Source organism: Rhizobium sp. 05N430 (assembly GCF_056396985.1).
In genome coordinates this window covers 687,382-709,993 of record NZ_JBFTMO010000002.1, presented here as the reverse complement: position 1 = coordinate 709,993, position 22,612 = coordinate 687,382, and the positions used below count along the sequence as shown (strand labels likewise).

The following is a 22,612-nucleotide window of genomic DNA, read 5'->3' as shown; positions in this document are numbered from 1 at the left end:
ATGGCCGGGGGTACTGGCCGCCTGAAACGTGAAGACTGCAATCGCTAACCCTGGGAGGATATTATGCGACGGCATCTATTTGCGACGACAGCAGGCATTTTGCTGGCAATGACAGGCTCTGCCTATGCCGGGATGGACGAGGCGAAAGCCTTTCTCGACAAGGAAATCGGCGATCTCTCGTCGCTTCCGCGCGCCGACCAAGAAAAGGAAATGCAGTGGTTCATCGATGCGGGCAAGCCTTTTGCCGGCATGGACATCAAGGTCGTTTCCGAAACGCTGACGACCCACGAATATGAATCGAAGGTCCTGGCGCCCGCCTTCACGGCAATCACCGGCATCAAGATCACCCACGACCTGATCGGCGAAGGCGACGTCGTCGAAAAGCTGCAGACGCAGATGCAGTCGGGCGAGAACATCTACGACGCCTATGTCAACGACTCGGACCTGATCGGCACCCATTGGCGCTACCAGCAGGCCCGTTCGCTCACCGACTGGATGGCCAACGAAGGCAAGGACGTTACCAATCCCGGCCTCGACATCGACGACTTTATCGGCACCAAGTTCACGACTGCGCCCGACAAGAAGCTCTATCAGCTTCCCGACCAGCAGTTCGCGAACCTCTACTGGTTCCGCTACGACTGGTTCAACGACGAGAAGAACAAGGCCGACTTCAAGGCGAAGTACGGCTACGATCTCGGCGTTCCGGTCAACTGGTCAGCCTATGAGGACATCGCCGAATTCTTCACCGGCCGCGACATCGGCGGCAAGAAGGTCTTCGGCCATATGGACTACGGCAAGAAGGACCCGTCGCTCGGATGGCGCTTCACCGATGCCTGGCTGTCGATGGCCGGCAATGGTGACAAGGGCCTGCCGAACGGTCTTCCTGTCGACGAATGGGGCATCAAGGTCGACGAGAATTCACGTCCTGTCGGTTCGTGCGTTGCCCGTGGCGGCGACACGAACGGCCCGGCTGCCGTCTATTCGATCCAGAAATATCTGGATTGGCTGAAGGCCTATGCACCGCCGGCAGCACAGGGCATGAACTTCTCCGAATCCGGCCCCGTGCCGGCGCAGGGCGAAGTAGCTCAGCAGATCTTCTGGTATACGGCTTTCACGGCTGACGCCGTCAAGCCAGGCCTGCCTGTCGTCAACGAGGACGGCACGCCGAAATGGCGCATGGCGCCTTCACCGCATGGCGTCTACTGGAAGGACGGCATGAAGCTCGGCTATCAGGATGTCGGTTCCTGGACGCTGATGAAATCGACCCCCGATGACCGCGCCAAGGCCGCATGGCTCTACGCGCAGTTCGTGACGTCGAAGACCGTGGACGTGAAGAAGAGCCATGTCGGCCTCACCTTCATCCGCGAGTCGACCATTCGCGACAAGAGCTTCACGGAGCGCGCTCCGAAGCTCGGCGGCCTGATCGAGTTCTACCGCTCGCCGGCCCGCGTTCAGTGGTCTCCGACCGGCACCAACGTTCCCGATTATCCGAAGCTGGCACAGCTTTGGTGGCAGGCCGTGGGTGACGCTTCTTCCGGCGCCAAGACCGCGCAGGAAGCCATGGACTCGCTTTGCTCCGAGCAGGAAAAGGTGCTCCAACGCCTCGAACGCGCCAAGGTGCAGGGTGATATCGGTCCGAAGCTCGCCGAAGAGCATGATCTTGAGTATTGGAACAAGGATGCCGTCGCCAAGGGCAACCTCGCTCCGCAGTTGAAGATCGAGAACGAGAAGGAAAAGCCGGTGACGGTCAATTACGACGAGCTGGTCAAGAGCTGGCAGTCCAACTGATCATGACCAAAGGCAGGCCGGGAGATACGAGTATCCCGGCCTGTTTGATTCAGCGCTGCAGGATATGCTGGCGGACCAGCGCCTTCAGGCTTTCGACATCCCCGGCCGCAATCGCATCGATCATCTGATGATGCTCGCGGCCGGATTGTTCGACACGGGCGCGGGTGCGCCATTGCGAGACCGGCGCCGAGGAGGTCCTCTGGCGGATTTCGGTAATGAGGTCGACAAGTTCGAGATTGCCGCCGAGCGTCAGCAGCTGGCGATGGAAGGCCAGATTGGCTTCGTAGAGCTCCAGCATCGTTCCATTCAGCACCATCAGGTCGAAATGATCGGCAAGCTTCCGAAGCTTGGCGATCTCGTCTGCCGCAGCATTTGAAACGATCGTTGCCGCGATCGCGGTTTCGAGAATGATGCGGATTTCGCTGACTTCCTGGGCGCGGCGGCCATCCGGCTCATAAACGTGGTAGCCGCGGTTCGGAACGTGCTCGACAAGGCGCTTCTGTGCCAGGCGGTCCAGCGCACGGCGCACTTCGGGGCGCGTGCATTTGTAGCGGCGCTCGAGATCGATCTGCTTCAGCCACGTCCCGGGCAAAAGCACGCCGGCGAGAATGTCCTGCAGGATGAAGTCCGTGACGTCGCGTGCTTCTGCCGCTTCCGGCCCCTCTTCCATCACGACGTCTGCCATTCGCAATCCCCTGTTTTGCATCATCGATAGCACGCCTGTTCCAAATTCTGTAGGCGTGGCAACCGCTTGAGTTTGTCCAAAATTTATTCATGCACATGGATTGCGCAAAGAATTTTTGTAACCTAAATTGGCGCCAATTTTGGATACTATGCGAAACGAAGCCGTTTTGAAAGTCATGAAAAACATCGAAGCCGTTTGGGATATCGTCGAAGCCAAGAGCGCATCCTTCGCTGCGCTCAGTGACCGCATCTGGGATATGCCGGAGACGAATTACGAGGAATACCGCTCGGCCGACGAGCATGCGCGCCAGCTGGAAGCCGAGGGCTTCCGCGTCGAGCGCGGGATTGCCGGGTTGCCGACCGCCGTCATGGGCGAGGCTGGCGAGGGCGGACCCGTGATCGCCATTCTCGGTGAGTTCGATGCACTTCCAGGCCTCAGCCAGGTGGCCGGGCTTGCCGAAAAGCGCGAGGCCGAAGTGAACGGTCACGGCCATGGCTGCGGCCACAACATGCTGGGTGCCGGCTCCATGCTGGCAGCCTCCGCCGTCAAGGATTTCCTTGCTGCGAATGGTCTCAAGGGACGCATCCGCTATTACGGTTGCCCGGCTGAAGAGGGCGGCTCCTCCAAGGGTTTCATGGTTCGCGCCGGCGTCTTCGATGACGTCGATATCGCCATCTGCTGGCATCCGGCAGCCTTTGCCGGCGTCAACAATCCGCTGTCGCTTGCCTGCAACGAGCTAAACTTCCATTTCTCCGGCCGCGCCTCGCACGCTTCGGCCACCCCGCATCTCGGCCGCAGCGCGCTTGACGCCGTCGAGCTGATGAATGTCGGCGTCAACTACATGCGCGAGCATATGCCGTCGAGCGCCCGCATCCATTACGCCGTCACCGATACCGGTGGCTCGGCGCCGAACGTGGTTCAGGCCAAGGCGACCGTCCGTTATCTGGTCCGCGCCCGCAACCTGCCGGAACTTCTATCACTCGTTGCCCGCGTCAAGAAGGTTGCCGAGGGTGCCGCGCTGATGACGGAAACATCGGTGCGCAGCGAAGTGATCAGCGGCGACGCCAATCTGGTTGGCAACGTGCCGCTCGAAGATCTTATGTTTGCCAATCTCCAGCGCCTCGGCCCGCCTGTCTTCGACGATGCCGACCGCGAGACCGCCCGCAAGTTCCAGGCGACGATGAGCCCTGAGGATATCGCCTCGTCCTACGCCCGTTTCGGTCTGAAGCCAAAGAAGGATCAGCCGCTCTGCGAAGAGATCTTCCCGCTCTATGCCGGCGACAGCTCGATCGTCGGTTCCACCGATGTCGGCAGCGTGAGCTGGGTAGTACCAACAGTGCAGATGCGCGGCGCCACCTATGCGATCGGTACGCCCGGTCATTCCTGGCAACTTGTTGCCCAGGGCAAACTTCCGGCTGCCCACAAGGGCACGGAACACGCGGCGAAGGTCATGGCGAGCACCGCCATCGATCTGATCCGCAACCCTGATCTCATCGAGGCGGCCAAGGCGGACCTTAAGGCCCGCCTCGATGGGACGCCGTTCGTCAATCCGATCCCCGACGACGTGCAGCCGCCGCTTCCCGAAAGGTCGGCATGATGAATCAGCCGGGCATCCTAGAGCTCATCAGCTTCGGCCCCGATGGATGGGGCAAGGCGCTGCTTGCAGGCGCGTGGATGACCGTTCTCGTCGCGCTCGCCGGCTATTCGACCGGCGCCGTCATCGGTTCCTTCGGCGCTTGGGCGAAGATATCAGGCGGACGCGGCCTCAGGATCGCTGCCGACACCTACACCACGGTGTTGCGCGGCATTCCCGATCTGCTCGTCATCTACCTCTTCTATTTCGGCGGCAGTGCCGCCGTGACGGCGATCGGCCAGCTCTTCGGGGCCGAAGGCTTTCTCGGGTTTCCGGGCTTCCTCGCCGGCTCGCTCGCCGTTGGCATCACCTCTGGCGCCCAATTCACCGAAGTCTTCCGCGGCGCCTTCAAGGCGGTACATCCCGGTGAGATCGAGGCGGCGATCGCCTGCGGCATGGGCCGCTGGCTGCGTTTCCGCCGCATCATCGCGCCGCTGACCTTGCGCCACGCCCTTCCCGGTCTCGGCAATGTCTGGCAGGTGGTGCTGAAAGAATCCGCCCTCGTCTCGATCACCGGCGTCGCCGAACTCTTGCGCCAGACGCAGATCGCCGCCGGTTCGACCGGCCTGCCCTTCGACTTCTACGTCATTGCCGGTGCAATCTACCTCGTCATTTCCACCGGCTCTGGCCTGTTCCTGAGACGTGCCGAAAAGCACTTCTCGCGCGGCGTGAGGAGAGGCTGATGGACTGGCAATTTCTTTCCGAGACCTTCGTCAACCTGATTTCAGCCATCCCGCTGACGCTCGAACTTGCAGCCACCTCGATCGCACTTGGCGCCGTTCTGGCACTGGCGATCGCGCTCTGCCGCCTGTCCGGCAACAAGGGGCTTGAGTGGTTTGCCCGCGCCTACGTCTTCGTCTTTCGCGGCACGCCGCTGCTCGTCCAGATTTTCCTGCTCTATTACGGTCTCAGCCAGTTTCCAGCCGTCCGCCACAGCATATTCTGGCCGTTCCTGCGCGACCCCTACTGGTGCGCGGTGCTGGCACTGACGATGAATACCGCGGCCTACGCCAGCGAAATCATCCGCGGCGGTCTGCTTTCGGTTCCCTTCGGCCAGATCGAGGCGGCACGCGCCTGCGGGATGCCGCGGCTAATGCAGTTCCGACGCATCGTGCTGCCGCTGGCGATCCGCCAGGCTCTGCCCGGCTACAGCAACGAGATGATCTCGATGGTCAAGGCGACCTCGCTGGCATCGATCATCACGCTGATGGAAGTCACCGGCGTTGCCGCGCGCATCATCTCCGAGAGCTACCGGGCGATCGAGGTCTTCATCGTCGCCGGTGCGATCTATCTGGCGATCAACTTCCTGCTGACGCGCCTCGTCCATCTCGTCGAATACTGGTTGAGCCCGCATCTGCGCCAGCCCGTGCCCTATCATCCGGCAGACGTGTCTGCTCCCGCACTTGAAGGAGAGGCCCGATGACCCCCACCCCTTCCCCGATCGCGCTCAGCGTCAAAAAACTGCACAAGAGCTTCGGCAATGTCGAAGTGCTCAAAGGCATCTCGCTCGACGCGCATGAAGGCGACGTCGTGTCGATCCTCGGCTCGTCAGGCTCTGGAAAATCGACATTCCTGCGCTGCATCAACCTGCTGGAAACGCCGAATTCCGGCGAAGTGACCGTTGCCGGCGAAACAATCCGGATGGTCCCTGACGCCAAGGGCGCAAGCCGCCCGGCCGATCGCAAACAGGTCGATCGCATTCGCTCGCAGCTCGGCATGGTGTTTCAGAGCTTCAATCTCTGGTCCCACAAGACCGTGCTGGAGAATGTCATCGAGGCGCCGGTTCACGTGCAGAGGCGCAATCGCGCCGAATGCATCGAGGAGGCCGAGGCACTGCTTGCCAAGGTCGGCATTGCCGAGAAGCGCAATTTCTATCCGGCCCACCTTTCGGGTGGTCAGCAGCAGCGTGCGGCGATCGCCCGGGCGCTGGCGATGCGTCCGAAAGTGATGTTGTTCGATGAGCCGACATCGGCGCTCGATCCTGAACTGGTCGGCGAAGTTCTCCGCGTCATGCGCGCGCTCGCCGAAGAAGGCCGCACCATGCTGGTCGTAACCCACGAGATGAGCTTCGCCCGCGACGTCTCAAGCCGCGTCGTCTTCCTGCATCAGGGACTCGTCGAAGAAGACGGCAAGCCGCAGGACGTTTTTGCCAATTCACGCTCGGAACGCTTCAAGCAGTTCATCAGCAAGTAATTTCTCAGCCCAAACCAAGAAAAGGGGAGCTACAATGACAATTCTTTCGCGGGTTTTGACTGCGGCCGCCGCGACGGCCGTTCTCGCCACGGCAGGCATCGCCCATGCCGACGACAAGAAGTGGACGACGGTGACGATCGCCACCGAAGGTTCGTTCAAGCCTTACAATTTCACCAAGCCTGATGGCACGCTCGACGGCTACGAGATCGAGCTCACCAAGTATCTTTGCGCCCACATGAAGGTCGAGTGCAAGGTCGTCGTCCAGAACTTCGACGGCATGATCCCGGCACTCAACGCCGGCAAGTTCGACGCCATCATCTCCGGCATGTCGGCGACCGCCAAGCGCGAGGAAGTGATCGCTTTCAGCGATTCCTACGGCTCGACCGGTCAGGCCTTTGCCACCTCGAAGCAGAGCGATCTGGCAAACCTGCCGGAAAAGGGCCAGGTCTTCTCGCTCGCCAGCGATGAGTCCGGCGCCGCCGCCGAAATCGACAAGATCAAGCCTGCGCTGCAGGGCAAGACGATCGGCGTCCAGACAGCCTCCACCGCTGCCGCCTTCGTCGACAAGTACCTCAAGGGCGTCGTCGAAGTCCGCGAATACAAGACCACCGAAGAGCACGATCTCGACCTCAAGGCCGGTCGCGTCGATCTGGTCATGGCTTCGATGGCCTACCTGACGACCGCTTCGCAGAAGCCGGGCAACGAAGACATGACGACGACGGGTCCGCGCTTCCAGGGCGGCTTCCTCGGCCGTGGCAGCTCGGTTGGCCTGCGCAAGGACGACGCCGCACTGAAGGCGATGTTCAACGACGCGATCGCCGCCGCCAAGGCTGACGGCACCATCAAGACGCTGTCGGAAAAGTGGTTCGGCTTCGACGTCACACCGAAGTGAGCCTCTGATCACGGTCATTCTTGAAGCCCGGCGGACAATAGCTCGCCGGGCTTTTCGTTTTCCACCCACAAGCTGTAGTGACTTATACAGCAGCTCATACTATAAGGCTTCAGCGACTCATGAAGGAGGATCGTCCGATGAGAAATTTCGGCACATTTCAACGCTGAGCAGCGGTGCCGATCTGGCGCGTCTGCTTGACCCGCTTCCCATCCAACGATCCTGACAAATATTGCCCCGGAGGGCATTCATGTTTCGTCGCTTCTTTTCCTATTATGGCCGCTACAAGCGGTTGTTCTTCCTCGACTTCGGCTGCGCCGTTCTGGCAGGCCTGCTGGAGCTCGGCTTTCCGCTGGCCGTCAAGCTCTTCGTCGACGAGCTGCTGCCCGGCCGCGACTGGGGACTGATTGCTGCCGTCGCCGCGGCACTGCTCGCCATCTACGCGATCAACACGGCTCTATCGGCCGTGGTCAACTATTGGGGCCATGCGCTCGGCATCTCGATCGAGTCGGATATGCGCCGCCAGGCTTTCGATCACATCCAGAAGCTGTCGTTCCGCTATTTCGACAACAACAAGACCGGCCACCTGATCACCCACGTCACCAAGGACCTCGAAGAGGTCGGCGAGGTCGCGCATCACGGCCCCGAGGACGTGTTCATCGCCATCATGACCTTCATCGGCGCCTTCCTGCTGATGTTCTCGGTCCACTGGAAGCTGGCGCTGATCACCACCGCGATCGTGCCGTTCATGACCTGGCTCGTCAGCCGTTACGGCGCCAAGATGACGGTGACCTGGCGCAATCTGTTCCGCAAGGTCGGTGACTTCAACACCCGCGTCCAGGAAAGCGTCGGCGGTATCCGCGTCGTCAAGGCGTTCGGCAATGAAGGCTACGAAAGCGAGCTCTTTGCCCGCAACAACGAAGGCTACAAGGAAACCAAGCTCAACGCCTATGCCTACATGACCGCAAGCATCGCGCTCAGCTATTTCAGCACGCGCCTGGTGCAGCTGATCATCATGGTGGCCGGCACCTGGTATGTCGTGTCAGGCGAGCTGACCTATGGCGGCTTCGTCGGCTTCCTGCTGTTGGTCAATGTCTTCTTCCACCCGATCGACAAGATCACCTCGGTGCTGGAGATGTATCCGAAGGGCATTGCCGGCTTTAAGCGCTTCATTTCGCTGATCGACACCGAGCCGGATCTCGCCGACCGGCCGAATGCAATGACGGTCAACTCGTTGCGGGGCGACATCGTCTATAACGACGTCTCCTTCGGCTATTCGGACGACGGCAAGGTCTTCGAGCATCTGAACCTGAAGATATCGGCAGGCGAGACCGTCGCTTTTGTCGGCCCCTCGGGTGCGGGAAAGACCACCATCTGCTCGCTGTTGCCGCGCTTCTACGATGTCACGTCGGGCGCCATCACCATCGATGGCATTGATATCCGCGACATGACGCAGGCGTCGCTGCGCAGCCAGATCGGCATCGTCCAGCAGGATGTGTTCCTGTTCGGCTCGACCATCCGCGAGAATATCGCTTACGGCCGTCTTGGCGCGTCCGATGCCGAGATCATGGAGGCCTTGCGCCGCTCGTCGCTGGATGAATTCGTACGCTCCCTACCGTCAGGGCTGGACACGCCGACCGGCGAGCGGGGTGTGAAGCTCTCGGGTGGCCAGAAGCAGCGTTTGGCGATCGCCCGCATCTTCCTGAAGAACCCGCCGATCCTGATCCTTGACGAGGCCACGTCGGCGCTCGACACGGCGACCGAGTATCAGATCCAGCAGGCGCTTTCGGAACTTTCGGAGGGACGCACGACGCTCGTCGTCGCCCACCGTCTGGCCACGATCCGCAATGCCGACCGCATCGTGGTGATGGGGCGCGATGGCATCGACGAGGAAGGCACCCACAAGGAGCTTCTCTCCCGCAACGGTGCCTATGCCCGCCTGCACGACGCCCAGTTCGGCGCCGTCGCCTGAGAAAATGCCCGGCGCGCTTCAGGCCATCTGCTGCCTGAAGCGCGCCGGTGGCACTCCACGCCTTGCCTTGAATGCCTTGCCGAAGGCCGCCTCGGAGTCATAGCCGACCTCCACTGCGATATCGGCGACCGTCCGGCGCGTGCGGATCAAGAGGTCGCTGGCAAGCGTCATACGGAGGTCGGTCAGAAAGCCCGCCACGGTCATTCCCGACGTTTCCTTGAACTGTCTGGCATAAGTGGCGCGTGACATGGCGCTGAGCGACGCCAGCCGCTCGATCGTCCAATCTTCCGCCGGGTTCGCGATCACAGCCTTCAGCGCGCGCGAGAAGCGCGGATTGGCAATCAGCGCCACGAGACCGGCGGTGCCGAGCGCTGCATTGTTTAGCGCCCGCAGCGCCATCGCCAGCAGTGCGAGGCAGATTGCCGTGGCAACCGTCAACGCACCGGCTTCCTGATGCATCGCCTCGTCACGCAGGATTCCGACCAGCAGCTTCAGGGTCTCCTGCGACTGCGCTCCGGCCAGCGAAGCATGAAAGACATCAGGCAGGGTGTCGAGCAGCAGCGATGACAAACCCGCTGCCGCATCGAAATGCCCGCAGAGCAGATCGACATCGGGCGGTCCATCGCCATTCGCCCGCACCGGAAGCATACCGTCATGTGAGACCCTGACGGGCGATGGCCGGGCACCGGTGTCGCGGCCGACAATCAGATGCGCCTCGCCGCGCGGTAGCAGGAGGAAATCTCCTGCCACCATTTCGAAGGTTCGCCGATCAGGTAGCCGCAGACGGCAGCTACCGGAAAGGACGACATGAAACGGGATCACGCCGCGACCGGCCGGTTCGTGGTCGATCGCGAAAGAGCCCTCAAGACGGCAGCGAATGTCCAGGCTGGTGCGCAGCCCGGCAAGGTCGATAAGGCGGCTGAGGATATCCATGAGACGATCACGCTAGAATTTGACTTTCTCAAACATTCATCGGATCGCCTGAAAAGTCCATATTCCATCCCAACAGACAGCGACGGCGCTGCTGAAGATGATGGAAAGGCAAGACCATGTTGAACTGGAAAGAATACCGCAGCCAGCTGATCGCCCGGATCGGCGAATTCGGCAAGACCGTGCCTGAGACGGTGAAGGGTTACCAGACCCTCTCGACGGCCGGGCAGAAGACCAATTATCTTGACGCCAAGCAGCGCGAACTGATCGCGCTCGCCGTTGCGGTGACGGTGCGTTGTGACGGCTGTATTGCCGTCCACACGACGGAAGCCCTGAAGCAGGGTGCGACCAAGGAGGAAATCTCCGAGGCGCTCGGTGTTGCGGTGGCTATCAATGCCGGCGCCGCCATGGTCTATTCGGCCCGCGTCCTCGACGCCGCCGAGGCGATCGCCGGTTAAGTACATTCTGCGACGCGGAAGGCGCGCGCCTTCCGCTCCCCTGTTGAAGCGAGGTCATGGCAATGCAAGCTGCAGACATGCCGGCAAGGGCCGGTTTCCAGATGCCGCGTGTCCCGGCATCCTTCTTCGGCATGGTTCTCGGCATTGCCGGGCTCGGCAACAGTTGGCGGGCGGCGGCCTCGGTCTGGGGCTTGCCCGCCGCGCCGGGCGAGATCCTCAGCCTGCTGGCAGTGGCCGTCTGGCTCGTCGTCAGCGTCCTCTACGGCCTGAAATGGCTGAATGCCCGGAGCGAGGCACTGGCCGAGCTGGAGCATGCCGTTCAATGCTGCTTCGTCGGCCTCGCCGGTGTCGCCACCATGCTGGCTGGCCTCGCTCTCTTGCCCTATTCGCGGGCAGCGACCGAACTCCTCTTCGGTGTCGGCGTCGTCTTCACCTTCGCCTTCGCCCTGTGGCGGACCGGAGGATTGTGGCAGGGCGGCCGTGATGTGACCGCCACGACACCCGTCCTTTATCTGCCGACGGTCGCCGGCTCCTTCGTCTCCGCCATCGTTCTCGGTGCACTCGGACACCATGAGCTCGGCCAGCTTGCCTTCGGCGCCGGCTTCTTCGCCTGGCTGGCGATCGACTCGGTGTTGCTGCATCGCCTGCTGACGGCGCCGGAACTCGCCGTGCAACTGCGCCCGACACTGGGTATCCAGCTCGCCCCTCCGGCGGTCGGCAGTGTCGCCTATCTCAGTGTCAACGGCGGGACGCCCGACATGCTGGTTCATGCGATGCTCGGCTACGCCATCCTGGAGGCGGCTATCCTGCTGCGTCTCCTGCCCTGGATCATGGAGCAGCCCTTCGCTGGTTCCTACTGGGCCTTCACCTTCGGTGCGACCGCCCTTGCCACCGCCACGATCCGCGTTGCCAGCCATAGCGACGACGCGGCGCTCCAAGGTCTGGCCGTGGTAATCTTCATCGCTGTCAATGCCGTGGTCGGCCTGATCGCGATCGGCACGCTCTGGCTGATTGCCCGCGGCAAGCTTCTGCCCGCCACACAGCCAAAGACCAGCTGAAACAGCGAACTGTCGCAGATCTGCGACAGTTCCCCTGAGACATGGAACAGGCTGCTTCCTTAAGCAGAATTGCAATGAGACGGCATTTGCCCCAGACTGCTGTCTACGTTCCGTGGGAGGAGCAGATGCACGAAACCACAGCGCATGCCGACCATGTCTACACGTGGGCGCAGCAGAACTCTGCTGCAGCCAGCTCCCCGATCGTTGCCTCCTGGCGCCGCTGCATGGACAAGCATCAGCTGACTCCGGAAGAGAAGCGCACCCCCTTGCGCTTGACCGAGCAGGAATTCCGGCTTGCCCGCGAACAATCCGAACAACTGATCCGCGACGCGAGCGATGAGCTCGACCGGCTGTTCCTGACGGTCGGCAAGGCAGGCTGCTGCCTGCTTCTGACCTGCCGCGAAGGGGTGGCACTGGAGCGCCGCGGCGCCAGTGCCGACGACAAGGAGTTCAACGACCTCGGCCTCTGGACCGGCTCGGTCTGGACAGAAGCGAGCGTCGGTACGAACGGCATCGGCACGGCGCTGGCCGACGAGCGCTCCGTCTCGATCTTTCGCGACCAGCACTTCCTCTCTTCGAACATCAAGCTCAGCTGCACGACCGCGCCGATCCGCGACCATCGCGGCCAGCTGGCCGCCGCTCTCGACATCTCCACCTGCCGCGACGACGTCAACGAGATGACCCTGTCGATCCTGGCGCAGGCGGTGCGTGACGCGGCGATGCGTATCGAGCTCAATATCTTCCGCAGCGCCTTTGCAGGCTCCCGTTTCCTGATGGTGCCTTCAGGCTCCAATTCCGCTGCCGCCCTGCTTGCCGTCGACCGTCACGATCTGGTGCTTGGCGCCACGCGTGCCGCCCGGCTGGCGCTGAAACTCGACGACCGCCGGATCGCCGCCGGCATCCCCGCGGCCGATGCCCTGCAGGAAAGCCGCCCGGCCGACGGCGAGGAGGCGCTGATGGACGCCGAGCGCGCTGCGCTGATGCGGGCGCTGACACGCACCAACGGCAATGTCTCGCAGGCCGCTGCCAATCTTGGCATGAGCCGCGCCACGCTTCACCGCAAGATGAAGCGGCTCAACCTGCACTGAGCTCTCAAGCCTGTCGCAGCGCTGCGACAGTGTGCAGTGCGGCATTGCCCCGGGCGGGTATTTCGAAAGCCAAAAGACGCGCAGATTTCCTCCACTGGTTCGTTCCCGAACCTGGCATCATCAAGGGAGGATGACATGCTGCATCAGAAGATCGTCGAATCTCCGTTCAAGCTGAAATACGGCAACTATATCGGTGGCGAGTGGCGCGAACCGATCGGCGGGAAATATTTCGACAACATCACGCCCGTCACCGGCGGCAAGCTCTGCGAAATCCCCCGCTCCGACGAAAAGGACATCAACGCGGCGATCGACGCGGCCCATGCCGCCAAGGACAAGTGGGGCAGAACGGCGCCTGCCGAGCGCTCCAATATCCTGATGAAGATCGCCCAGCGCATGGAAGACAAGCTGGAGCTTCTGGCACAGGCCGAAACCTGGGACAACGGCAAGCCGATCCGCGAAACCATGGCCGCCGATATTCCGCTGGCAATCGACCACTTCCGCTATTTCGCATCCTGCATTCGCGCCCAGGAAGGCTCGATCGGCGAGATCGACAACGACACCGTCGCCTATCATTTCCATGAACCGCTCGGCGTCGTTGGCCAGATCATTCCCTGGAACTTCCCGATCCTGATGGCCGCATGGAAGCTTGCTCCGGCGCTCGCCGCCGGCAACTGCGTCGTCATCAAGCCGGCCGAACAGACGCCCGCATCGCTGCTCGTCTGGGCGGAAATCATCGGCGATCTTCTGCCCCCCGGCGTCCTCAACATCGTCAACGGTTTCGGTCTCGAAGCCGGCAAGCCGCTCGCCACCAGCCCGCGCATTGCCAAGATCGCCTTTACCGGCGAAACCTCTACGGGCAGGCTGATCATGCAATATGCCAGCCAGAACCTCATTCCGGTGACGCTTGAGCTCGGCGGCAAGTCGCCCAACATCTTCTTCGCCGATGTGATGGCCGAGGATGACGACTTCCTCGACAAGGCGCTCGAAGGCTTTGCAATGTTTGCGCTGAACCAGGGCGAGGTCTGCACCTGCCCGAGCCGCGCGCTCATCCAGGAATCCGTCTATGACCGTTTCATGGAAAAGGCCGTCAAGCGCGTCGAAGCGATCAAGCAGGGCAACCCGTTGGACAGCGCGACGATGATCGGCGCTCAGGCATCGAGCGAGCAGCTGGAAAAGATCCTCGCCTACCTCGATATCGGCCGCCAGGAAGGCGCCGAGGTTCTGACCGGCGGCGCCCGCAACGATCTCGGTGGCGAGCTTGCGAGCGGCTACTACGTCAAGCCGACGATCTTCAAGGGCCACAACAAGATGCGCATCTTCCAGGAGGAAATCTTCGGGCCGGTGGTCTCGGTGACGACCTTCAAGGATGAGAAGGAAGCGCTGGAGATCGCCAACGACACGCTCTATGGCCTCGGCGCCGGCGTCTGGACCCGCGACGGCAACCGCGCCTACCGCTTCGGCCGTGAAATCCAGGCCGGCCGCGTCTGGACGAATTGCTACCACGCCTACCCGGCGCATGCGGCCTTCGGCGGCTACAAGCAATCCGGTATCGGCCGCGAGACCCACAAGATGATGCTCGATCACTATCAGCAGACCAAGAACATGCTGGTGAGCTACAGCCCGAAGTCGCTTGGGTTCTTCTGAGAGTAGCGTTTGGAGGGAGAGTCCCCTCCCCAACCCCTCCCCACAAGGGGGAGGGGCTTACCTTGAGGCACCCGCTCGTTCTTCGGCAACATCAATGCGGATGAGACGGTGTTGCGGACAGGAAGGGCGCAACAGACTAGCCCCTCCCCCTTGTGGGGAGGGGTTGGGGAGGGGTTTCCTCTCCTCAACCACGGGAGGAACCAAATGGAAGAAACAATCGAAGGCGAGCCTCGCGTGCTGGCCACAGACGCAGCTCTCGAACTGATCGGTGAAATCCGTGCCGATCATCCGAATATCCTGTTCCACCAATCCGGCGGCTGTTGCGACGGCTCGTCGCCGATGTGCTACCCCGCAAGCGAATTCATGATCGGCGACAACGACGTCAAGCTCGGCGAGATCGGCGGCGTGCCGGTCTATATCAGCGCCAGCCAGTTCGAAGCGTGGAAACACACGCAACTGATCATCGACGTTGTACCCGGACGCGGGGGCATGTTCTCGCTGGACAATGGACGCGAGAAACGCTTCCTCACCCGCTCGCGCATTTTCGGCGGCGGCGAGGCTTGCGCTATCGCCGATATCGGCAAACGCGCTATTTGAACGACAGATCGAGCGCCCTGCCCTCGAACAAGCGGTCACGCGACCCTTCGAGGTGGGTCTGCATCAGGTTCCGCGCATCGTCGGCGCGCCCCTCGGCGACAGCCCTGTAGATTTCGTTGTGCTCTTCGTAGACCTGCTCGAGACCCTGGCGCGGGCCGAGCAGCGACAGGCCGTGCAGATGCATGCCGACCGCGATATGCGGCTTCAGCGCATCGAGCGAGGCAGTGTAATAGTGATTGTTTGCCGCCTCGGCGACGCAGCGGTGGAAGACGAAATCCGCATCGCTGCGATGCAGCTGGTGGCTCGTCGCTTCGCGCAGATCCGACAGCGCCGAGGCGATCTTCTGGATCGCCGGCTCATCGCGCCGCTTGGCCGCGAAATAGGCCGCCGCAGGCTCGATCGTCAGGCGGAATTCATAGCAGCGCTGGATATCGGCGATCGTCTTGACCGGCGAGTAGGCAAGCTGCGTCGTCGGCGAGCCGTGGGCGCTGACAAAGGTGCCGGCGCCTTGGCGCGCATAAACGGTGCCCTGCTCGCGCAGCTTCGCCAGCGCATCGCGAACGATCGGGCGCGAGACGCCGAGCATCGAGGCGAGTTCATGTTCGCCAGGCAGGCGCGAATCCGGCGGATAGTTGCCGGCGCGGATGCGCTCGAGGATCTGGTCGAAGACGCGATCGACGAGCTTCACGGCCTTGCCGCGTTCCGGCTTTGCTGCCGGACCGTTCCCCGCATTCAGCGATGCGCCATTTGCTTCATCCACGCCCATTCTCCCCGTCGGTCTCATGCTCAAGCCGCCTGATTCCGTGGAACCAGTCTTAGCAGACTCTCGGAATTGCCGAAGCCCCCGGATTTCACCGCACACCGGAAATGCCGTCCATCAGCAGCCGCAACGTCGAACCACGGCACGCCAGCCTCGATCTCGCCCTTCGGCATCAATGTGCGGATGCCGAGTTCGCGAAAGACCGCAAGCGCCGTGTCGCCGCCGCCGACCATCAGCATGTCGGGCTTGGTGTCGTCGATGACGGCCTTGACGCCGCCGGCGAAACGCCGGGCGACGGCAGCGCCGTCTCCCGAGATTTCGCCACTGCAGCGGAGCAGCACGGGAAGGGCAAGGCCCTCGCCGCATTCGACGGTGCCCATCGGCGCATCGATTGCGGCGCGCAGCGTGCCGGAGGCTTCCAGCCGGTTCATCTGTGCCGAGGTGATCGGGTCACGCGAACCAAAGGCAAAGAGCGTGCGGCGCGATGCCTCGAACGGCAGTGGCTGGCCACCGCTCCGGCCAAGCTTTCGGGCAAGCGCCGAGCCGAGGCCGCGTGCACCGACCCCCAGGACCAAAGCCCAATCGTTGGCGAGAACGATATCGTCGAGATCATAATCGCTTTCGGCGTCGGCAACCGAGACGTCCAGTTCGCGTCCGGCGAAGAGATCGGCAACCGGGATCGGCTTTTCGACGCCGCGGCCGACGACAAAGCCGCGATAGGTGGTCCGGTCCTGATCGGGAATGGCAGGAGCGACAACGATCCTGGCAAGGCCGAGCGCGTCCGCAAGAGCTGCGGACTCCGCAGCGACATTGCCCTTCAGCCGAGAGTCGATCTTTTTCATCACGATACCGGGTTGCCTGGCGCTCAGCGCCTTGGCAGCTAGCCGGACACGTCCGGCCGCCTCGTCCGCGGACAAAGCCCGCGACGCCGTGTTGATGACCACAACATCCGTTCCGGCGGCAAGCGCCTCATCGGCGGTCTCGACATCGATTGCCACCGCCACCGAAAGCCCGGCGTCCACGAAGGGCGTGCCGGTATCCAGCGCGCCCGTCAGGTCGTCGGCAATGATGGCAGCTTTCAACGTCATGCAGTCTGTCCCGTGTTGACGGCGTGGCAGGCGACCAGATGGCCTGGTTTGGCTTCCTTCCATTCCGGAATGACTTTCGAACAGACGTCCATCGCCACTGGGCAGCGCGTGTGGAAACGGCAGCCAGACGGCGGGTTGAGCGGGCTCGGAACATCACCCTGCAGGATCTGCCGCTGACGGGTGCGTTCATGCTCCGGATCGGTTTCCGGAACCGCGGAAAGCAGCGCCTTGGTATAGGGATGGAGCGGGTTGTCGAACAGCTCCTCGCGGCTCGCGAGCTCGGCCAGACGGCCGAGATACATGACGCCGACGCGGGTGCTGATGTGGCGCACGACGGCAAGGTCGTGGGCGATGAAGAGGTAGGTCAGTCCGTATTTGTCCTGCAGGTCGAGAAGCAGGTTGATGATCTGCGCCTGGATCGACACGTCGAGCGCCGAAATTGCCTCGTCGCAGACGATGAATTTCGGCTGGCAGGCGAGAGCGCGGGCAATGACGACGCGCTGGCGCTGGCCGCCGGACAGTTCGTGCGGGTAGCGCTGGGCAAAGCGGGTCGGCAGGCCGACATCGGTCAGCAGCGCGGCGATCCTGTCCTTCAGCTCAGCTTTGGTGCAGAGCTTGTGGAAGAGGATCGGTTCGCCGATCGCCTCGCCGATGGTCATGCGCGGGTTGAGCGTCGAATACGGGTCCTGGAAGACGATCTGCAGGTCGCGGCGGAAGGGCCGCATCTGCTTTTCGTCGAGCGTCGCCAGATCCTGGCCCTTATAGACCACGCGGCCCGAAGTCGCCTTGTAGAGGTTGAGAATGGTGAAACCGGTCGTGGACTTGCCGCAGCCGGACTCTCCAACGAGGCTCAGCGTCTCACCTTCCATGATGTCGAGGTTGACATTGTCGAGCGCATAAACCGTCGCCGAGCGGTCGCCGAAGGCGCCGAGCTTGACGTGGAAATGCTTGACGAGGTTTTCGACCTTCAGAAGCGGTTGAGCACCCATCACGCAGCCTCCTGCATTTTCTGGACGACGAAGCATGCGGCGCGGTGATTTCCGGCACCGGCGACGGGCTCGAGCTTCGGCACCCGCTCGTGGCAGATGGCTTCCGCCAGCGGACAGCGCGGCGCAAACGGGCAGCCCTTGGGGCGGCGGCCGGGCTCCGGTGGCGTTCCACCGATCGAGGAAAGCCGACTCGTCGGCGCGTCCGAGAGCTTCGGGATCGAGGCCAAAAGGCCGCGCGTATACGGATGGCTCGGACGGGCATAGAGCTCGTCGACAGGCGCGTCTTCGACAACGGTGCCGGCATAAAGCACGGCAACGCGATCGACCAGACCGGCGATCAGCGCCAGATCGTGGGTGATCCAGACGACAGACATGCCGAGCTTGGCGCGCAGATCCTTCACCAGATCGACGATCTGGGCCTGGATGGTGACGTCGAGCGCCGTCGTCGGCTCGTCGGCGATCAGGAGCTTCGGATTGCAGGCCAACCCGATGGCGATCATCACGCGCTGGCGCATGCCGCCCGAAAGCTCGTGCGGATAGGCCATCAGCCGCTCTTCCGGGCCGGGAATGCCGACGAGCCGCAGCAGTTCGATGGCGCGGGTACGTGCCTCCGCCTTGCTCATCTTGCGATGATAGATCAGCGGCTCGCATATTTGCGCTCCAACACGCATGACCGGGTTCAGCGAGGTCATCGGATCCTGGAAGACGAAGCCGATATCGCCGCCGCGCACCTTGCGCAGTTCGGAATTCGACATCTTCTGCAAGTCGCGGCCATCGAAGGCGGCGCTGCCCTTGGTGACCTTGATCTTGTTCGGCAGCAATCGCATGAGCGAGAGCATCGTCAGGCTCTTGCCGCAACCGGATTCGCCGACGACGCCGAGCGTCTCGCCCTTGTTGACATAGAGATCGATGCCATCGACGACGACGGCGGGGCCGTTGCGGCCATCGATCTCGACGGTGAGATCGCGGACGTCGAGAAGGCGTTCTGATGTCTTCGTGTTCATCACTTGTTGCCCCGCGGGTTGAGCGCGTCGTTGAGACCGTCGCCGAGGAAGCTGAAGGCAACCGAGGCAAGGCCGAGCACGGCCGCCGGAGCGGCAAGAAGATGCGGATAATGCTGCCAGACGCGCAGACCATCCGAGATCATGTTGCCCCAGCTGGGGGTCGGCGGGTTGACGCCGACGCCGAGGAACGAGAACGCGCTTTCCAGAACCATCGCGGTGCCGAGACCAGCGCTGACCGAGACGATCAGCGGACCGAGCGCGTTCGGGATCACGTAGCGCTTGATGATGACCCAGTTGGAAAGACCGAGTGCCTGTGCGGCGGTAATATAGGGCCGGCTGCGGATCGACAGCACCTGGGCGCGGACGAGGCGTGCATAGGGCGGCCAGGAAATCAACGCCATCGAACCGAAGACCAGCAGGAAGTCGACCCAGATCGTCTGGCGATAGAAGGGATTGAGGGTCGCCTGATACTGCGCCTCCATCCAGTTGGTGATCGGCGACTTCAGCGATGCGTTGATGACGACGACGAGCAGCAGGTTGGGTACCGACATGGTGACATCAGTCAGCCACATGATGACGCGGTCGAACGGATTGCCGAAGAAGCCCGCGACCGCGCCGAGCGTCAGGCCAATCAGCACGGCGATGAAGGTGACGACCACGGCGACGAGAAACGCCGTACGCGTGCCGAAGACGACGCGGCTGAAGACATCGCGACCGAGATCATCGGTTCCGAACAGATGCGCCATGGACGGGGCGGCGTTACGCGCCTGCAGATCCTGGCTGAGGTAGTCGTAAGGCGTCAGATAGGGACCGAAGATCGCGGCGAATGCCAGGATCAGGACGACAGCCAGGCCGAAAACAGCAAGCTTGTTGCGCTTCAGGCGGAACCAGGCGTCACGCCACAGGCTGACCGGCGGTTCATCGGCAGTTTCGATTGTCGAGAGAGGGATGGCGGACATGGTCAGCGGCTCCTTCTTGCGTCGTTGGCACGCGGATCAAGCATCGGATAGAGCACATCGACAAGCAGGTTCGAGACCATGACGAGGAAGGATCCGATCAGCGTGATCGCGAGGATGACGGGGTAGTCCGAGTTGGTCAGCGCCTGCACGGTCAGGCGTCCAAGGCCGGGCAGACCGAAGACCAGCTCGACGAAGATCGCGCCGTTGACGATGGTGATCATGATGAGGCCGAGCTGGGTGACGACGGGCGTCAGGACGGGCCGCAGAATATGCTTCAGCGCCACGACCAGTTCAGGAACGCCCTTGGCGCGGGCGGTGCGGACGAAATCTTCCGACAGCACCTCGATGACGGCGGCGCGTGTCTGGCGCACGATCAGCGCGATCGGCTGGAAGGACAAGACGATCAGCGGCAGGATGATGCGCACGTCGAAGACGCCGCCCCAGCCATAGGGCACCTTGATCATCGGCAGGAGCACGATGAGGCCGACCATCAGCAGCGGACCGGCGACATAGGCCGGGATCGCCCAGAGGAACAGCGCCGAGCCGATGATCGTGTAGTCGATGCGGGAATTCTGGTTCAGCGCGGCGATCATCCCGAGCGGGATCGCAACAACCGCCGTCAGGATGATGGAACAGAGCGCCAGCTTGAAGGACACAGGCGCGGCAGCCGAGACCATGGCCCAGACCGAACGGCCTGAGGTCAGCGAATTGCCGAACTGGCCATGCAGCAGGTTCCAGATGTAATAGCCGAACTGCTCGATGAAGGGCTTGTTGAGGCCAGCACTTTCGCGGATGGCTTCGATGCGCTCCGGATTATAGGCGACGTCGCCTGGCGCACGAAGAAAGATCAGCTTGATCGGATCGCCGGCGCCGTAGAATGCCATCGCATAGACGGCAAGCATGACGACGAGAACCGACGGAATCCAGATGGCAAATCGCGTTAACACGTAGCGAAGCAAGGCCACCTCCCACCTGTTGTCAGGAACGTTCTCCGCAAACTGACGCGGACCGCACCTTTTCTTGAAACTTGCGCGAAGACCCTGAGGCCTTCGCGCGGTTGCTTGGGGGCTGGAGAGACCGGCTTTGCCGTCTCAATCAGCCAACCGATACGTCCCAGGGAGCGACGACCTGCCAGTCGAGGTTCTTCTCCATGCCCTTGACGTCCTTGGTTGCCCAGCGGGACATGGCCTGAGAATACCACGGAATGAACGCCCAATCGTCACGGAATGCCTTCTGGGCATCCTGGGCGAGCTTGATGCGATCAGGATCGTCAGCAGCCTTGGTGGCCGCTTCTGCGAGAGCCGCATCCACCTTGTCGTTCTTGTAACCGCCGAGCTTGTTCTGGGCGTTGGACGACGTGGAGGCGATGCAGCCCGAGAGATAGGACACGGCATCCGGAACGCGGGTGCCGACGTCGTCGCGGAAGATCTGGACCGAGTTCTGGTCCGGACCGGCATAGGAGTCCTGCTGCGGCTTCATATCGACGGCGGTGATGCCGAGGTTCTGGCGCCACTGCTCAGCAATGAACTGGGCAGCTGCCTGAATGGCCGGAGCCGAGATGCCGACGAACATGATCTTCGGCAGGCGATCGGGACCGCCGTAGCTGGATTCGGCGAGCAGCTTCTTGGCGCCCTCAGGATCGTAGGGATAGGGCTCGAAGCCGGAATTGTCGGCACCCGGGACCGAGTTCAGGATCTGATCGGCCTTCTTGTGCGGGCCATCCGGATAGGATGCCTTGAAGAGACCGTCGCGGTCGATCGCCATGATCAGCGCCTGGCGAACCTTCGGATCGTCCATCGGCGCGCGCTTGACGTTGAACCAGAAGTGCTGGCTGGTCGGGATGATCGGGCCGGCGGAGAATTCCGGGCCGAGGTCCTGGATGATGGTCGAGGTGACCAGCTCGGTATGGGCATTGTATTCGCCCGACTTGATGAGCTGCGTTGCCGTGACGTTGTCTTCGATCGAGGCGATCTCGATGCGGGCAAGCTTCGGCTTGGTGCCGAAGAAGTTCTCGTTCGGCTCGAAGGTCAGCGTGCCAGCGTCGATATCGAGCGCGGTCAGCTTGAACGGGCCGGAATAGACGGCGCTGTTGTCGGGCTTGTACCAGTCAGCCACTTCCTCGCCATCGCTGCCCTTGGACTGCGAAGCCTTGGTGATCGGGATGATGTGGTTGGCAAGGCGCATGAAGAAGATCGGGTCGGCTTCCGTCAGCGTGACGACGACGGTACCTTCGTCAGGCGTGGCAACGCCCGAGATCTCGGTGGCCGAACCGCCGGCGACGTCCTTGTAACCGTCAACCTTGCCCATGACCTGATCGGCGCGCTGGCTCTTGGTGTTCGGGCGGGAAGCGACTTCCCAGGAGCCCTTGACGTCGGCCGCGGTGATCTTGCTGCCGTCGGAGAACACAGCCTTCGGATCGATCTTGAAGGTCCAGACCTTCTTGTCCGGGGATTCCCAGCTGGTGAAGACGTAGGGATTGAGCTTGCCTTCGGCGTCGAAATACATCGGCGAGGCCCACCAGAATGAATTCCAGCGGAACGTACGGCCACCGCCGCGCAGCGGCGACCAGTCCTGATCGAAGGCCGGATTGATGGCCTTCAGCACCTGGCCGTCGTCAGCCATGACGATGCGGGCGCTCATGCCAAACAGCGTGAAGCCGACGCCGGCGGCGAGACCGAGCTTCAGCGCGTCGCGGCGCGAAACCGTGGAAGCATTCTTGTCATTGCGGTCTGTCATACATTCCTCCCATGGGCAAAACAGCGCGTACTCGAAAACCCTCCCCGAGCCGGACGCCTTACAATGCCCCTGAGATTTGCGCGATAATGTAAATCTGTCAATCCAAATTTGCCGTTTTCAACTTTCAAATCCACGCAAAAA

Annotated in this window: 21 protein-coding genes; 12 read left to right on the top strand and 9 right to left on the bottom strand. The window is 62.2% G+C overall.

What is annotated here, in order from left to right:
- The first annotated feature begins 63 nt into the window (after positions 1-63).
- The gene (locus AC1DJO_RS07080) at positions 64-1,788 is read left to right on the top strand and encodes an ABC transporter substrate-binding protein (protein WP_112388237.1); all 1,725 of its coding nucleotides are present in this window, start codon (positions 64-66) and stop codon (positions 1,786-1,788) included.
- A gap of 49 nt (positions 1,789-1,837) precedes the next feature.
- On the opposite strand, the gene AC1DJO_RS07075 is transcribed toward AC1DJO_RS07080, so the two are convergent.
- Positions 1,838-2,473, bottom strand: coding sequence for a GntR family transcriptional regulator (locus tag AC1DJO_RS07075; protein ID WP_112388238.1), 636 nt, complete (start codon positions 2,471-2,473; stop codon positions 1,838-1,840).
- A 175-nt stretch (positions 2,474-2,648) separates the two neighbouring features.
- Here AC1DJO_RS07075 and AC1DJO_RS07070 point away from each other — a divergent pair, with 175 nt between their 5' ends.
- From AC1DJO_RS07070 to AC1DJO_RS07045, 6 genes are all read left to right on the top strand, one after another.
- Complete coding sequence (locus AC1DJO_RS07070; protein ID WP_112388239.1) at positions 2,649-4,070, top strand: M20 family metallopeptidase; 1,422 nt, start codon at positions 2,649-2,651, stop codon at positions 4,068-4,070.
- On the top strand, positions 4,070-4,789 hold the full coding sequence (locus tag AC1DJO_RS07065; protein ID WP_112388990.1) for an ABC transporter permease: 720 nt from the start codon (positions 4,070-4,072) through the stop codon (positions 4,787-4,789). The genes AC1DJO_RS07070 and AC1DJO_RS07065 overlap by 1 nt, the downstream gene beginning before the upstream one ends.
- Entirely contained in the window at positions 4,789-5,529 is a 741-nt protein-coding gene (locus AC1DJO_RS07060; protein ID WP_112388240.1) for an ABC transporter permease, read from the top strand. Before AC1DJO_RS07065 ends, AC1DJO_RS07060 begins: the two co-directional genes overlap by 1 nt.
- Positions 5,526-6,299 carry an ABC transporter ATP-binding protein gene (locus AC1DJO_RS07055; protein WP_112388241.1) on the top strand — a complete coding sequence of 258 codons (774 nt, stop codon included), beginning with the start codon at positions 5,526-5,528 and terminating at the stop codon, positions 6,297-6,299. Before AC1DJO_RS07060 ends, AC1DJO_RS07055 begins: the two co-directional genes overlap by 4 nt.
- 34 nt (positions 6,300-6,333) lie before the next feature.
- The gene (locus AC1DJO_RS07050) at positions 6,334-7,191 is read left to right on the top strand and encodes a transporter substrate-binding domain-containing protein (protein WP_112388242.1); all 858 of its coding nucleotides are present in this window, start codon (positions 6,334-6,336) and stop codon (positions 7,189-7,191) included.
- A gap of 247 nt (positions 7,192-7,438) precedes the next feature.
- Positions 7,439-9,160 (top strand): ABC transporter ATP-binding protein, encoded by a 1,722-nt coding sequence (locus AC1DJO_RS07045; protein ID WP_112388243.1) that lies wholly within the window; start codon positions 7,439-7,441, stop codon positions 9,158-9,160.
- An 18-nt stretch (positions 9,161-9,178) separates the two neighbouring features.
- Here the strand turns inward: AC1DJO_RS07045 and AC1DJO_RS07040 are convergent, their stop codons facing one another.
- A complete protein-coding gene (locus AC1DJO_RS07040; RefSeq protein WP_112388244.1) occupies positions 9,179-10,093 on the bottom strand; it encodes an AraC family transcriptional regulator in 915 nt (304 codons plus the stop codon).
- 116 nt (positions 10,094-10,209) lie between these two features.
- Here AC1DJO_RS07040 and AC1DJO_RS07035 point away from each other — a divergent pair, with 116 nt between their 5' ends.
- The 5 genes from AC1DJO_RS07035 to AC1DJO_RS07015 all read left to right on the top strand — a co-directional run bounded on the left by AC1DJO_RS07035 (position 10,210) and on the right by AC1DJO_RS07015 (position 14,935).
- Positions 10,210-10,548 carry a carboxymuconolactone decarboxylase family protein gene (locus AC1DJO_RS07035; RefSeq protein ID WP_112388245.1) on the top strand — a complete coding sequence of 113 codons (339 nt, stop codon included), beginning with the start codon at positions 10,210-10,212 and terminating at the stop codon, positions 10,546-10,548.
- A 56-nt stretch (positions 10,549-10,604) separates the two neighbouring features.
- Complete coding sequence (tehA, locus tag AC1DJO_RS07030; protein ID WP_112388246.1) at positions 10,605-11,606, top strand: dicarboxylate transporter/tellurite-resistance protein TehA; 1,002 nt, start codon at positions 10,605-10,607, stop codon at positions 11,604-11,606.
- Positions 11,607-11,731: 125 nt separating this feature from the next.
- Complete coding sequence (locus tag AC1DJO_RS07025) at positions 11,732-12,694, top strand: helix-turn-helix domain-containing protein (protein ID WP_112388247.1); 963 nt, start codon at positions 11,732-11,734, stop codon at positions 12,692-12,694.
- Between the two features lie 135 nt (positions 12,695-12,829).
- Positions 12,830-14,338 (top strand): aldehyde dehydrogenase, encoded by a 1,509-nt coding sequence (gene adh / locus AC1DJO_RS07020; protein WP_112388248.1) that lies wholly within the window; start codon positions 12,830-12,832, stop codon positions 14,336-14,338.
- A gap of 204 nt (positions 14,339-14,542) precedes the next feature.
- On the top strand, positions 14,543-14,935 hold the full coding sequence (locus tag AC1DJO_RS07015; protein ID WP_112388249.1) for a DUF779 domain-containing protein: 393 nt from the start codon (positions 14,543-14,545) through the stop codon (positions 14,933-14,935).
- Here AC1DJO_RS07015 and AC1DJO_RS07010 read toward each other — a convergent pair.
- The 7 genes from AC1DJO_RS07010 to AC1DJO_RS06980 all read right to left on the bottom strand — a co-directional run bounded on the left by AC1DJO_RS07010 (position 14,928) and on the right by AC1DJO_RS06980 (position 22,471).
- Entirely contained in the window at positions 14,928-15,695 is a 768-nt protein-coding gene (locus AC1DJO_RS07010) for a FadR/GntR family transcriptional regulator (RefSeq protein WP_310291159.1), read from the bottom strand. The genes AC1DJO_RS07015 and AC1DJO_RS07010 overlap by 8 nt on opposite strands.
- A gap of 26 nt (positions 15,696-15,721) precedes the next feature.
- The gene (locus tag AC1DJO_RS07005; protein ID WP_112388251.1) at positions 15,722-16,783 is read right to left on the bottom strand and encodes a four-carbon acid sugar kinase family protein; all 1,062 of its coding nucleotides are present in this window, start codon (positions 16,781-16,783) and stop codon (positions 15,722-15,724) included.
- Entirely contained in the window at positions 16,780-17,772 is a 993-nt protein-coding gene (locus AC1DJO_RS07000; protein WP_112388252.1) for an ABC transporter ATP-binding protein, read from the bottom strand. Before AC1DJO_RS07000 ends, AC1DJO_RS07005 begins: the two co-directional genes overlap by 4 nt.
- Positions 17,772-18,776 (bottom strand): ABC transporter ATP-binding protein, encoded by a 1,005-nt coding sequence (locus AC1DJO_RS06995; RefSeq protein ID WP_112388253.1) that lies wholly within the window; start codon positions 18,774-18,776, stop codon positions 17,772-17,774. Before AC1DJO_RS06995 ends, AC1DJO_RS07000 begins: the two co-directional genes overlap by 1 nt.
- Positions 18,776-19,735: an ABC transporter permease gene (locus tag AC1DJO_RS06990; protein WP_112388254.1), complete on the bottom strand. Its 960-nt coding sequence runs from the start codon at positions 19,733-19,735 to the stop codon at positions 18,776-18,778. The genes AC1DJO_RS06995 and AC1DJO_RS06990 overlap by 1 nt, the downstream gene beginning before the upstream one ends.
- A 2-nt stretch (positions 19,736-19,737) precedes the next feature.
- Entirely contained in the window at positions 19,738-20,694 is a 957-nt protein-coding gene (locus AC1DJO_RS06985; protein ID WP_112388991.1) for an ABC transporter permease, read from the bottom strand.
- A 136-nt stretch (positions 20,695-20,830) separates the two neighbouring features.
- On the bottom strand, positions 20,831-22,471 hold the full coding sequence (locus tag AC1DJO_RS06980) for an ABC transporter substrate-binding protein (RefSeq protein ID WP_112388255.1): 1,641 nt from the start codon (positions 22,469-22,471) through the stop codon (positions 20,831-20,833).
- Between the last annotated feature and the right edge of the window lie 141 nt (positions 22,472-22,612).